Source organism: Chryseobacterium potabilaquae (genome assembly GCF_902728265.1).
Taxonomy (GTDB): Bacteria; Bacteroidota; Bacteroidia; order Flavobacteriales; family Weeksellaceae; genus Chryseobacterium; species Chryseobacterium potabilaquae.
The window spans coordinates 30,129-44,824 of the sequence record NZ_CACVBR010000022.1 but is presented as its reverse complement, the minus strand read 5'-3'; the positions used below and the strand labels follow the sequence as shown (position 1 = coordinate 44,824).

At 29.8% G+C, this 14,696-nt stretch carries 8 protein-coding genes; all 8 read right to left on the bottom strand.

From position 1 onward, the window contains the following. Nucleotides 1-10: 10 nt before the first annotated feature. From CHRY9293_RS12010 to CHRY9293_RS11975, 8 genes are read right to left on the bottom strand one after another with little or no spacing between them, the layout of a single operon-like run. Nucleotides 11-1,633 (bottom strand): ATP-binding cassette domain-containing protein, encoded by a 1,623-nt coding sequence (locus CHRY9293_RS12010; protein WP_162033201.1) that lies wholly within the window; start codon nucleotides 1,631-1,633, stop codon nucleotides 11-13. Next, the gene (locus CHRY9293_RS12005; protein ID WP_162033200.1) at nucleotides 1,634-2,299 is read right to left on the bottom strand and encodes a thioesterase II family protein; all 666 of its coding nucleotides are present in this window, start codon (nucleotides 2,297-2,299) and stop codon (nucleotides 1,634-1,636) included. Beyond that, complete coding sequence (locus tag CHRY9293_RS12000) at nucleotides 2,296-3,393, bottom strand: alanine racemase (RefSeq protein ID WP_162033199.1); 1,098 nt, start codon at nucleotides 3,391-3,393, stop codon at nucleotides 2,296-2,298. Before CHRY9293_RS12000 ends, CHRY9293_RS12005 begins: the two co-directional genes overlap by 4 nt. Beyond that, the gene (locus CHRY9293_RS11995; protein WP_162033198.1) at nucleotides 3,390-3,767 is read right to left on the bottom strand and encodes a RidA family protein; all 378 of its coding nucleotides are present in this window, start codon (nucleotides 3,765-3,767) and stop codon (nucleotides 3,390-3,392) included. Before CHRY9293_RS11995 ends, CHRY9293_RS12000 begins: the two co-directional genes overlap by 4 nt. After that, nucleotides 3,757-4,707 carry an NAD(P)-dependent oxidoreductase gene (locus CHRY9293_RS11990; protein ID WP_162033197.1) on the bottom strand — a complete coding sequence of 317 codons (951 nt, stop codon included), beginning with the start codon at nucleotides 4,705-4,707 and terminating at the stop codon, nucleotides 3,757-3,759. Before CHRY9293_RS11990 ends, CHRY9293_RS11995 begins: the two co-directional genes overlap by 11 nt. Further along, nucleotides 4,694-11,599, bottom strand: coding sequence for a non-ribosomal peptide synthetase (locus CHRY9293_RS11985; RefSeq protein WP_162033196.1), 6,906 nt, complete (start codon nucleotides 11,597-11,599; stop codon nucleotides 4,694-4,696). The genes CHRY9293_RS11990 and CHRY9293_RS11985 overlap by 14 nt, the downstream gene beginning before the upstream one ends. A 52-nt stretch (nucleotides 11,600-11,651) precedes the next feature. Then, nucleotides 11,652-13,013 carry a condensation domain-containing protein gene (locus CHRY9293_RS11980; protein ID WP_162033195.1) on the bottom strand — a complete coding sequence of 454 codons (1,362 nt, stop codon included), beginning with the start codon at nucleotides 13,011-13,013 and terminating at the stop codon, nucleotides 11,652-11,654. A gap of 1 nt (nucleotide 13,014) precedes the next feature. Next, on the bottom strand, nucleotides 13,015-14,595 hold the full coding sequence (locus tag CHRY9293_RS11975) for an MBL fold metallo-hydrolase (protein WP_162033194.1): 1,581 nt from the start codon (nucleotides 14,593-14,595) through the stop codon (nucleotides 13,015-13,017). Nucleotides 14,596-14,696: the final 101 nt, after the last annotated feature.

The window sequence follows — 14,696 nt, the reverse complement described above, 5'->3', positions numbered from 1 at the left end:
TTTGAAAAAATTACAGCATTGATAATTGGAAATCAGAGTTTATCTTTACATCGCTCACAATTTGACCGTAATCAAATTTGATAATTCTGTTCGCCTGTTTGAAATAGGCATCGTCATGCGTTACAGCTATAATGGTTTTACCTTCTTTCTTAAATTTAGGAATAAGAGTTTCATAAAAATATTTTCTAAAATACGGATCCTGATCTGCTGCCCATTCATCTAAAACTAGAATAGGTTTTTCTTCCAATAATGCAAATATCAAAGACATTCTCTTGCTTTGACCTTTTGAAAAATTACGTCTTGCAGATTCTTCTTTGCTATCTCCAATTATTTCATGCATTTCCATCATCTCCAACAAAGACTGATATTGAGAATTATTCTCTAATTGATAATTATCATAATTATAGGAAAACACGTAATTATCTGTAAATACTGGAGATATTAGATTTTGTAAGGTCTTTTTTGAATTTAACTTTTCATTGTTTAGGTTAATTTCTCCTTCTTTATGATCATATAAGCCTGTTAATATATTAATGAATGTACTTTTACCACTTCCGTTTCCTCCTACAATAAAAATAACTTCTCCTTTTTGAGCATTAAAGTTTACTTTATCTAAAGCAAAAGATTGCTCTCCAGAAGTATTCTCATATTGGAAAGATATATTTTTAAAATGTAAAGATTGAAAATTGACGTTTGTTAGATTTTGATTGTTGTCTTCCTCTTTTTCTTCACTGAAGTCTTTCAAAAAATTATTAATTCTTTTATTAGCAACCGAAAAACTTGTATAGATATTCTGCATATTGATTAAGTTACTTATTGGTCCGGTAATAAACAAAAGAATGACTACATAGGAAACTATATCCTCTTTTGGCAATAAATTAAACTTTGGTAATACAAACAGTATAGCTCCTATTATCAGATATAACCCATATTGACTGATAAGATTGATGGATAGAAAAATATAATTAACATTATAATCTAACTCTTTTGCCTGATCACGATTTGGAAACAAATTTTTAGACAACAAATTTTGGGATAATGTTGAATTAACTTTAAGATTTTTGAAACCTTTTATTACATCATTAACATATTTATAGTAATGTTCATTGAATTTTCTTAACACAGTAATTCTGCTATTCATTGTATTCATTACGACAAAATAAATGACAGCGATAATGGCGATTAATCCTAAAACTGTTAATCCGGCATATATGGACAGACTGAACATATACACCAAACAAAGCAATAACATTAATAATGAATTTATTGTATGGGTTATTACTTCAGGTAAAGAAGAAAATATCCTTAAATCTTCTATTGCTGTATAGAATCTCTGAGTTCCATACTTTTCTAATATAATTAAATTTGTTTTCAGTATCCTTTTGAAAATACTTTTTTCATTTTCATACAAAATATTATAGGAGTATTGATTAAGTCTCTTTTGAAAAATGATATTCAACAAGTAAGTGAAAATGACAATAATCAGAAAACTCCAGACCATGTAGGACTCTCCATAGTTCTTATTACCAGATATTACGTTATTAATAATAAACAAAATCCCAAAACTTAATATCGTATTAGGAAGCGCAAATAGTAATAAGAAAAGTATATTCTTTATTGAAATTTTTAACATTTATTTTTGATGAATTAGGTTATCGAAATAGTTTCTAAAATACTCCACATGATTGAAAATAAAAAAGTGATTGCCTTCTAATTTTGTAATGGTTACTTTTTCAGTTGTCTCATTTTGCCAACCTAACATTTCTTCTTCTGTGGATTCTTCGGAACCATAAAAAACATCTATTGGAATATTGAGTTTCGACTTCTTTTCATATTGATAATTTTCAACTAATTTGAAGTCATGTCGTAAAATTGGTAGGTAATACTCTATCAGTTCTGGATAGTTTTGCATTTCATCCGGAATACCTCCTAGTGTTAGAATTTCATTCCAAAATTCATTATCGGATAAATGAGCTAATTTTTTTTCTCTTGGAATACTGGCAGCTTTTTTACCACTTATAATTAATTTTTGAGGCATTGGTAAGTCATCTTCTTGGAGTTTTTGACAAATTAAATATCCTATTAAAGCTCCCATGCTGTGTCCATATATGACATAAGGGCTATTTTTAAAAATTTTTTCATTGATATCTAGTAGAAAATTATGTATTGCTTCATTCAAATCCAAATCGTCTGTATCCCTTTGTAAGGCAAAAGGAATATGGTTGTTGGTATGTCCTTTAAAAATTTTACTGAAAGAATATTGATTACCACCTGCAAAATGAAATGTTATGAGTTTCATATATTAATCTTTCTATTTTTTGCCATTACTTTCCAGTCATACAAATACTCCCCCTTTTCTACAACATGTAAATATTCATGTAATGCAATAGTAGGACAAATATGATCAGGAATTCCAATGAATATATCACCTACCTTTACATTTGAGGTATCTTCAATTTCCAGCACAAGATGTTCTTCACTTTGCGATATACTTTTGGCCTCTGGAAAGTCCAAGAATATTATTCTTGGAAATGGATTTTCTGATGCTATTGCCTTATGCCCAACATCTAAGCATATTTTTTTTGAGTTTATGATAGAAATTACTCGTGAAATTACGTAAACTGCACATTTAAAATTCAAATCAGGGAGTATTTTTGAATATTTCCAATCCCAAAAAATAAATGTTCCTGGAGAACATTCAACTCTCGGGTTTTGGGCATGTACTGAAAAAGAAGGGGATCCTCCAGCTATAATAATGAATTTTTTATTATATTTTTTTTCTAACGTTTCAATTTTTGAATATGCCTGTTGGAAGGCTTCATTTACTATTCTATTTCGCTCATCGATATCCGTTTCCCTGATATGCCCATCATAAATATGAAATCCTATAATATTTATATTGTCTAATTTCAGTGCTTCTTCAAACAAGGTAATGAGATGGCTAGGGCTTACCCCTGTCCTATTCATTCCAACGTTTATATCTATATAAATATCCTGTGTTATCTTAAAAGATTTCAGCAATTCATTAAAATAATTCAGATTCTCATAATTATCAAAAATGCAGGAAAACTTTGTACCGGGATAGCTATGAATCATTTTTAGAAACCTCTCCATCTTAACAAATGTCGGTTGATGGGCCAATAAGACATCAGGTGCCCCCGCAATTCCTAACATTTCCAATTCAGAAATGGTAGATGCCTTAAATTTATTAACCCCTTTGCTTTTAAGTATTTCGCAAATTTCAAGTATTTTATTTGTTTTTACATGGGGTCTAAACCTTTCTAAAGGTACCATGTTCAACGCCAAATTTATATTTTCTTCCATAATCTCCCTGATCAGTATAATCGAGGGAGAATCAAGTATTGATAAATTATGAATTTCTTTTATTATCATTTTTTCTTACACATTATTGCATCTATTTCAATTTTGGCTCCTTTTGAAATTACAGTGACTCCCAACCTAATTCTTGCAGGAAAAGGAGCCTCAAAAAACTCTGTTATAACCTCATCTAATGCAATTGAATAATTCACATCGGTATAGTATACATTCAGTTTAACAATATCATTTATTGTTCCGCCAGCTGCAATACAAATGTTTGAAATATTTTCCAAACATTGTCTACATGCATTATGATGGTCATCTAAAAGAAGTATATTATCTTTTATGGGTAGCTGACCACTTATAAATACAAGATTCTCAACTTGGATTGCCTGTGAATAGTTTCCTGAAGGCTGTGGAGCTTTTTCAGTTAAAATTTTATGTTTCATTTAAAAAATATTTTATTTTATGAGCTAAGTCAATAGATACTTTTTCTAGTGCATCACGTGTACCAGCTGCAATATGTGGCGTATAGAATACATTAGGATGATGAATTAAAAAATGATTGTAGGTATTTAGAACCGGATCAATATTATAATGTGGATCCGGATAAAGACTGTCTAATACGGCTCCCACTATTGTTCCGTTATTAAATGCCTGAAGTAATGCTCTATCGTCAATAATCTTACCTCTTGCTGTATTAATTAAAATACTCCCCTTAGGCATCAAATTAAATAGAGATTCATTAAATAAATATTCTGTTGTAGGATTTAAAGAGGTGTGAATAGTAATGACATTAGAGTGGGACACGACCTGTTTAATATCATGATAAAATCGGACATTATGATTAGCCTCTGTTGAGGAGACAGGCTTGTTTGTAAAAACCAGAACACTTTTACATAAAGGACTAATCAATCTGGTAACTTCCTGGCCAATACCTCCATATCCAATAATTCCTACATTCAAATCATTAATATTTCTTCCTTGCCAAATATGCCTCTGAAAATTATTCATTTTAGCACCTAAATGAGATTCAAAAAGCCTGTGAGACATAAGAATCATGGTTCCTAAAACATATTCTGCAACACAACGGGCATTTCCTTCAGCTGAAGTAAATAATCTTATCCCTAATTTATCTAAAGTATTTAAATCTATATTATCTACACCTGATCCAGCTCTGGCAAGAAATTTTAAGTTTATTCCGTTATTTAAAATTTCATTATTAATTCGATTTCCGCTTTTGAATATAATACCATCATATTGAGCTATTTTCAGTTTAATTTCATCATGTTGCAGTATGCATCCATCATCAACTATTGAAAATTCTTTAAACTGGTCAAGTCCCTTTTCCGCAATTTTATCTAATAAAAGAATCTTATGCTTTTTCATTCATTGTAATATATTGGTTAAAAATTTCCAATAAATGACTTAAATCGGATAACATTGTCATATGATTTCCTGCAATTTTAACCACTTCTACGTCCTTATTTCCAATAAGATCTAACTGATTATATTCATAATTATAATTTCTTTCGAAATCATTGACTATTTCTGGTTTTATCAGTACAATTTTTTGATTGACTTTGACGGGTTTATAGTTGACTATTAACTGATTTGCCAAATACATCGTGTTCACATATTTATTCGTAAAAACACTAGATTTATCAAGTTTTTCCGCGTGTTCCAAAAGAACATTTCTTGAAATACCTGCATCATATTCTTTATTGTAGAACCCTGGATCAATTAATAATATATCATCAAAGTTCATCAATCGGGACATTTCATAAGCAACTGTCGCTCCTAACGACCATCCTGCAATGATACATCTTTTATAATCCGGATTTTCATTCAGAAACAAATGAATATTTTTTTTATACGATTCTGCTATATATTCAATTGTATTTCCTTCTTTTTCCAGTCTAATGGGATGAAAAATCATAATACTAAAATCTTTTGCCAAGTTTTCTAAATAATCAAAATCAATCCTTCCATCTCCTGCGGGAGTAACTACGACAAATAAGGTCTCCATCCCTGGATTTAAAACGGTATATTCTGTTATTAAGTCTTTTCTATCTAAAGCATTTGTAAAACTTCTGATCGTATTATTTTTATAAAGTAATATTGGATCTGCTTTTATATTCAGAACAGAATATAGCTTATGGAGAAAATGCATGGCCAATATAGAATCCATTCCTAAAGACATGAAATCCTGATTTGGGTCTATCTCCTCCTTGCTCTTTAATGTTTCTTTTATCAGTTGTGATAATTGTTCTTCAAATTCAGTATTAAAGACTATATCGTCAGCCTTCAAATTTTTATTTTTGTTTTTTGAAATCAGACTGATTTGCATTGCATCTACCTTATTATTTCTTGTTAATGGAATCTTATCTAAATAAGTATATTTTGAAGGAACGCTATATTGTGGTAACTTTTGCAATAAAAAATTATACAATTCATTCGCTTCAATAGGCAGCTTATTTAGTGTGGAGTAAAAAAGACTTACAGAATTTCCAAAATCATTTTTTTCTACCATAGCATAAGATTGAGCAATATTGGCATGCATTGCTACAGATCTTTCAATCTCATCCAATTCGACTCTATATCCTCTTATTTTTACCATCCTTGAATTTCTACTGATATAATATAAATTCTTGTCGTCACCTATGTACCCTATATCTTCAGTATTAAGAAATAATTTACCGTCAATTGATATAAATTTATTTTCATTAAATTTTTCTTCCACATATCCGGATGACAAACTCTCTGATTTAATATAAATAAATCCTGGTGTCCCTATTGGAAGTATCTTATCATTATCATAGATCATGACCTCTGTATTGTATATTGGATGCCCTGCAGGAACTTCATTCTTCTTTTCCTGCAGCACTTCGTCAAAATCATAATATACTACAGAAGCTGCTTCTGTACATCCGTACCTATTTAAAATTTTAATATGAGGAATCTCTTTTTTCAAAATATTTACCAAATCAATAAAATATGGCTCACCACTTAATTCCAACACCTGCACGCATGTAAGAAATTTCAATTTATTATTTTCTATAAGAAGGGATACATATGAAGGAGTAAGAAATAATCTGGAGATTTTGTTTAACTGAATGAATTCACAGAACTCGTCTACGTTATTCAAAATCTGTGGTTTTAAGATATGTAGAACGGCTCCTTGGATTAAGGGTTCAAAAAATTCTCTTAAAGAAGGTGCAAAAGAAAAAGAAGATTTTAAAATATAGTGATGATCTTCCTGTGTAGCAGGATAATTTTTTATAAGCCAGTCTAATCTGTTTAAATGATTTCTATTGTTAATTTTAACAAGCTTAGGTTCTCCTGTAGATCCGGAAGTATAATTTATCGTTACTAAGTCATTTTGCGAATACCCGCTTTCATTAATATCACAAGAAACACGTAGAATATCATTATTCACCTGCATTATCTTTACTTTGTCTCGTATGGAAATAAGCCTTTCATTATTTATATCATCTGTTATCAGCAATTCTGGCACTAACTGATTATATATTCTATCTATATTATTTGCAGAGAATGATTCATCGATATTTACAAAGTACATCCTGGATTTTAATATTCCTAAAATTACTGATGGAATAATTCTCGGATTTTTTATAAAAATAAAAACAGCACCCGTAACAGATTGTTCCTGGATTTTACAGAAAATAGCATTACTTTCTTCATTCAGATCCTTATAGGTAAAAGATTCATCATCATATCTGATCGCAATTTTATCAGAGGATTTTTTTGACTCCTCAACAAAACGATGCACCAATGAATCATGGTAATAATCAACACTATACGTTTCTCCTGTAATGATCGAGTTTTGTGTGGTAATATTGAGTTCTAGAGTACTCAAACATTGAATAATATTATCAATACAATTATTGATAAAAAATTTATTATAAAAAGAATTATTATACTTCATTCTTATAATAAACTTTTCTTCTTCAAGTTGGCTGACTGTGACGGTAATCGGAAAATGAGAGGTTATAACATCTTCATTTATCATCTCAATCTTTAAATTTGCTTCTCCTATTTCCCCTTTCTTGTAATTTTGGAAAGTAAATAATACATCAAATAGTTTTGTTTGATTATGTAACGATGTTATTTCATTTAATGAAACATAAGAGAAATTCCTTGATTCTAAGATCTGTTTTTGTAAAGCCCTTATGCTTTCAAAAATATTTTCATACTGTTTCTTAAAGTCAAAAAATACAGGAATTGTATTGATACACGGTCCTATAATACCATCTACATTTTCAATCTCGGGACTGCGATAGTTCACGATATTTCCCCATGTAAATTTCGATTGATTTAATAGCTCAGACAGTACAAATCCTGTAATAAAATTCGTGGTTGAAGAAAGGGTAGTTTTATTCTGTTTAATTATATTCTGAATCTCTCCACTTATCTCGAAAAGAGAAACTTCTTCTTTATATGATGTATTTTCATATGGTGCAGGCTGAGCCTCATTATGTACTGTTAAACCTGACAATAATTCCTTCCAATACTTGGTAGCTTTTGTTTTATCTTGTTTTAAAACATGTTTAACATACTCATTGTAAGAAGTAGGTGTATTAGGAATACCATTATTATTTACATAATAATCGAACAGTTCTTTTATTAAGTTCATCATTGATTGCCCATCCATAATAAGATGATGAGCTGTAATTGCGAAAATTTTTGATTTCCCTTCTAATTCAATAATAGAAAACTTAATCAAGGATGTATTATCAGAAAGTTTTAGTTTCTTAATTTCATTCAGGGTACTTCTTATGTCCTCAACATTATTATAAGTATTGAATACAAAAGCATCTTCACCAGATAATAGTTTACAAGCAAATTTCCCTTGTTCAATATCATAATAGTATGCTGTTTTTAAGATGTCAAACTTATCAATAAGTTTCCTACAGCTTTCACTCACCCTTTTTGTATCGATATCATCAATTTTAAATTCATATTGTACAATATAATCATTGGAATGATCAGAACTAAACATGGCATGCGCAATTAAGCCTTCCTGAAAGGGAGAGATTAAAATATTCTGTTCATTATCATTTTGATTTTCTTCAGTCAATAACGTTTGGATATTTGTTTGAACTTCGTCTTTAAATAGAATCCAATTTTCATAACTCAAGCCTAGTTTTTTCATTGAGTTGATATTGATGAAAGCTTCATTTTTAGTATAGCCACACGTGATATCCAAAAGGACTCCCAATTTCTCCCAAACTTCATCAATATGTTTCTGATTGATATAGGATCCTAAAGAAACCCGGTCATCAAGCAATGGAAAACTATTTTTTCCTGATTTGGAAATTGATCCTAAAAAATTAAATGTAATTTTAGGATCAAAATTTAATAATTGTTTTACCTCATCAGATAGTACATTTTTGTATTTATCAAAAAAGAATCCACTATAAGGAACATTATCATTTGTACTAAAAACATTCTTCAGGGTTTGATGGAGGCTATTGGAAATTTGATATTTTACAGGAAATTTGGTAGTAAACCATCCAATAATCGTATCACAATTAAAATCATTCAATGTTTTTCTACCATGTCCTTCTTTTTCGATAACAATACTTGAAAAATTCAATAGTTTTCCAATAGAAGAAATAATACCTGCTACAATAATATCTTCAAGATTTTTACTCTTTTGTACTAAAGGGATGGTAATAGTAGCCTTTCTATTTTCAGTCGGCTCAAAAGCATATTCATTTTGATCATTCACCTGCTCTATCCAATATTCTATTTCATTGTTGTCGATATGATTAAGAACATATGAATTTACATTATCAAGCCAGTCTTTATATGATTGGATATTTCTCAGCGGAGCATCAGAAAAATGATAATAGTGGGTAAAATCATTGATAAACACATTCCATGACACAGCATCTATAACCAAGTGTGGACATGCAAAAAATATAATACTTTTTCCTTCTGAAGCAAATATAGAACAGTATAAAATGGGACCATCGGAAACATCAATCATACGATCTGCTTCTTTCAGACAAAATTGTTCGGAATAATTTACATTATCATCAAGATATTGTTTGAATATATATAAATCATCAGCAGCTGAGCTTTTTTCATAATGTTGAGTCCAATATATTTTCTTAGAAAATCTAAGTCTAAAAGAAGAATGTTTAGTCACGATTTTTCTTAAAGCATTTAATACTTTATCAACCTGATAATTTTCCTCTAATATAAATGAGCTGTACATTAAAAAGTTTACATTTTCAGGAGCATTATTAAAAAACCATTTTTGAATAGGCGCAAGTAAAAAGCTTTTATCATATATTCCAGAAACTTCTTGATTCATCTCTTCAGAACTTCCTTTGTAATTATCTACAAAAGGATGATCCATAAACTGATCATAGGTAACAGAATGACCAATATTATTCAATCTCCCAATAAGGTTTAACAAGGCTAATGAATCTCCTCCATTTTCAAAAAAATTCTTAGAGACATCGATAGATTCAGGAGACACCTCTAAAACCTCGCCCCAAATATTCAAAATTTCATTATGTAAATCCGGAGTCTCCGGAAGCTCTTTTTCGCCAATAATTTGGATATATGGATGATCCATAAATTGATCATAGGTAACAGAATGACCAATATTATTCAACCTTCCAATAAGGTTTAACAAGGCTAATGAATCTCCTCCATTTTCAAAAAAATTCTTAGAGACATCAATAGATTCAGGAGATACCTCTAAAACCTCACTCCAAATATTCAAAATTTCATCATTTACATGAAATTCATTCGAATAGATTTCTTCTTTGGCTGGTTTATCTATGATATTAAGGTGATAGCTCTTAAGAAAATTATAATCAGATTTTCCATTTTGGGTCAAAGGAATTTCTTTAATGAAATAGAAAAAATGTGGAATCATATAGCCCGGTAATTTGCTTATAAGAAAATTTCTTATAATGGTGTCATTTACCTCCTTTGCACCTGTAAAATATGAAACGATTTTATCATTAATAAAGATTGTTTCTGCGTTTTCTATAGTGGCTAACGTTTTTAAATATTGGGTAATTTCATTGAGTTCTACTCTATTTCCATTGATTTTTATTTGATCATCCTTTCTGCCAATGTACTCTATATTTCCGTCTGGCATCCATTGAGCCATATCTCCAGTGTTATACATTTTCATTTCTACATTATAAGGATCTTGTATAAAACGACCTGCTTCATCAATCTCCTTTATATACCCCTGGGAAATACCCGCTCCGGAAATATAAATATCTCCTGGTGTATTTTTAACAGGAAGTAAATCATTATCAAGTATGAAAACATTTACCCCTTTGATAGGTTTCCCGATGGGGATATTGTTGTAATATCTTCGTTCAATCTTGTATACACAAGCAAAAGTAGTAGATTCTGTAGGGCCGTATCCATTATAAACCGTTATTTGAGTATTATTCTTATACAACTTATCTATATGAGTGGGTGAAACTACTGACCCTCCAGTAATAACATAGTCTATTGTATCAAATAATGAAATATCGTTATCAAGTAATCTGCTAAATAATGAGGAAGTAATCCATGTGCTATTGACTGCATGAGTATATATGACTTCTTTTAATTTCTTAGTATCAAGAATTGTACTTTTACTACAAATTACTAAAGTTCCTCCATTTAGAATTGTTCCGAAAAATTCAAATAATGTTGCATCGAAACTTACATTTCCTGTACTTAGCATTATGGTTTCGTTTGATAGCGGAAAATATTCACAAGGATAAACTAAATTTATAACACTGGACTGTTTAATTTTTACCCCTTTAGGTATTCCAGTAGTTCCTGAAGTAAATAAGATACATATGATGCTTTCATATTCCTGTTTTTCAACTGATGTAATAGCATCAGTATCATGTCCGAAATCATTTTTTTCATTCAAAAACTCATGCATCAATGTCTCTGTAATAATTAATTTTGAATTACAGATATCTTTTAATAAATCAAGTCTTTCCTGTGGTGATTCAGAATCGACAGGAACGTATACAGCATTCAATTTTAAAACACTCAAAATACTAAGAATAAAATAATCAGTCTTAGGAAGGTTTAAAATAATATTGTCCTTTTGTCTTATATCATATTTAGTGAATAGAAAAGCCGCAAATAAAGAGCTGAGATTATCCAGTTCTTTATATGATATTTTTTTATTATCATATATAATCGCTATTCTTTCCGGGTTATTATCTACTTGTTCTTTAAAAAGATTAACAATGTTATTATTAGTATGAGCTGTCATTATATCTATATTTCTTTATTTTTCGAAGGATTTATATTAAAAGCTTGCCGTATTATTCTGTTTCTAATAAATATTCATATGCTTTATTAATAAGTTTCTCCATATTATTAGTCTCAATGAAATTATCATTATACTCAACATGAAGGGTAAGAGTTGTTTCATTTTCATCATACAAAAACTCAAAGGCTATATCATTTTTAAGGCTGACATTTTGAATCACCTCACTTTTGACTGCTTCAAACCTATTATCGGCAATATTTTCAGATATTTCGTTTAACAAAACAACTGATATATTAAATAGTTCGTGGGATATACCTATACCAGACATGATAGATGAAAAAGGATATAATTTATGATCATTATATTCAAAGATTTCATTTCTCACATTCATTATTAATTCTTCTATTCTATGACTATCGGAATCTATCCCTAAGGGCAATTGATTAATATAATATCCTACCTGTTGATGGTGAGATAGAATATCCCTCGTTGAAAAAGGGACGGTAAAGATGACGTAATGTTTGTTAAAAAGATTTTTAATTGTGAACGATAATGATGCTATAAGCCTTGGAAATAAATTTCGTTGAATTTTATTATTTAATTTGAACGAAAAATATCCATTTTTAGAAATTGGTGTTTCACTTTTATGTAGTATATTAAATGAATTACTTTGATTTCTTTTAATATTTGACATTTTTTCTACCCAAAAACCTTTAGACCTATTAATTGTTTCTCTTTCATTTTGAAGATATGTTAAGTAGTCTGTAAAATGCTCAACCAAATTATGATCTACTGAAACCCCATTAATAAAATCAAGAAAATCTTTTTGAATAATACTTAAGCTTTTATCGTCTCCAATAATATGGTGAAGAACCAAGCAAAGAAAAATTTCATTTTCATTTTTAAATATTCCTAATTTCACCAAATTCTTTTCTAAATCAAATGTTGAATAGACATAATCTGTCACTAGTGAATGTTCTACATTATCAAAAATATCAACCTGACTAGAATTGTTGTCTACAATAAAAAAGTACTTCCCGTTTTTATTTGAAAGCTTCATTTTTAAAGCCTCATGTTTATTTGTTATATAATTGAAGTTCTCTTTGATCTTTTCAATATCAGAAAAAGATTTATCCACTTTAAAAATCTGGCTCATATTATAGCTGGAAGACCCGCCTTGTAAACATTTAAAGAGAATATTTCTTTGTGCAGGGGATAACGGTATCTCATTTAGATTTTTTTTCCTTTTAGTAAGAAAATCTACTAACTGAGCTTTGTTCTCTTTTATCAATATCAGATATTCATTAATATTTTCGGTATCTTGCTCATAAAAAACTTCAAGGTTATCATCAAACAGATTTATACTAATGTTTAAATTTGTCAGTTCATTATAAAAATCATTAATATTCTGCATATTATTTAGAGTATAAGATTTCTTTTTCTCCATAAAGACGTTCAGCTATCATTCCTTTTTGGCCACATATTTCGATCAGCCTGTTGGATTCAACAATAGGATTAGAGGCATCTGTATATTTTATACTACTAATAAATTCGCACCACGGTTCCATACCCATAGCATAAACATATACTTCTTTCGGATTAAAAATATTAATCAATGACATTCCTTTATCACAATCAGATCCGGAAAGTCTTCGTTGCTGATCATATTCTCGTTCTAGTTTTTTGAACATTAAAGGGCCATATAACCAGGATGAAGGAGCTCCGTCACATTCCATTCCTAAAAATATAACATCGACATTTCCTACTGTTTTTTGCAGTTGTTCATAAACACTACTGTCTATAATTCTTGAATCAGCCACAAATAATAATTTAAAGTTTCCGATTTGTACAAAATGACACAATTTTGATGCGATATCTAGATCAGAATGCTCTCCCATGAAAGGCAAACCTATTATTTTACAGTCATTTTTATTGATTTCTTCAAGTTCATCAAGCTCGTATACATTATTAAATCCAATATGATTAAACATAAGCTTTAAATTGGGATCCAAGTACGAATTGCGATTAGATTTAGGAACTATAATATTTTTAATTTTATGTCTTAATGGAAGTAAGGTCTCCAAAAGAATATGATCCTGATGATTGTGAGTGATTAGAACATAATCGATAACTTCAGGAAGATCATAATCTGAAAAATGATCTATTTCGGACATATATCCAAAATAGCTAATTAATGGATCCACCAGAATGCTAATATCATTGGTTTCTATTAAAATACATGCATGTCCAAAGTATCTCATCCTTATTCTATCTCCCGAATAATTTTGATATTGATTGGGGTTTTCGTTTGAAAACAAATTTTCAAATAATCGTTTCCTCTCACCCGTTAAACCAAGCTCTGAAATGAGAGGTTCAATATCTATAGAATTTCTCTTCGAATAAGATATTTTGTCTATTATAGGAGAGCTGAATGGGATTTCAAGAAACAAGACATTTTCATTATTAATTCTGGGGGTACTCAATACAAACGGCCTGGAATCATTATTAGTCTCCCATAATGCTATACTTTGAGTAGATTCGTCATAATATTCCTGATACAATAATCGTTCATAAATTTTAAAACTTGGATTATTATTCACGTCATAAACCAATTCCACAAATCCTTTTAGGGGCTTCGGAATAAACTCATATAAGGATTCTAGTTTTTGACCCTGCGCATTATTTTTCAACAAATCATTCAGATCCGTAAAAGCATGATTAAGTTCAATCAGCTTATTTTGTCTTATAAGCGTTTCTTCAATTAGTTGCTCAATTTCACTTGTTCTATCATTATTATAGTCTATAAAAGGCCCCCCAAGCATTTTAGGGTTCTTTACAGCCTCCTGATGGAGTTTAGCAGACTTCATATAAGAATTCATGATTCTTATATGTCTGCCAACAATATTTCTACTTAAGGTTGCTGGAGAAATTAAATGTGACCAGCCATACCATTTCATTACTAAAGGTTCAATTACAACGTTGGGCTTTAAAAACATATTATATTAAGCTTAAATTATTAAGGATCATATCGCTATTACGTTTATTCTATGTCATCTTTTATAGAATATCTGCTAATCCATACAACAAGATAGTTTTG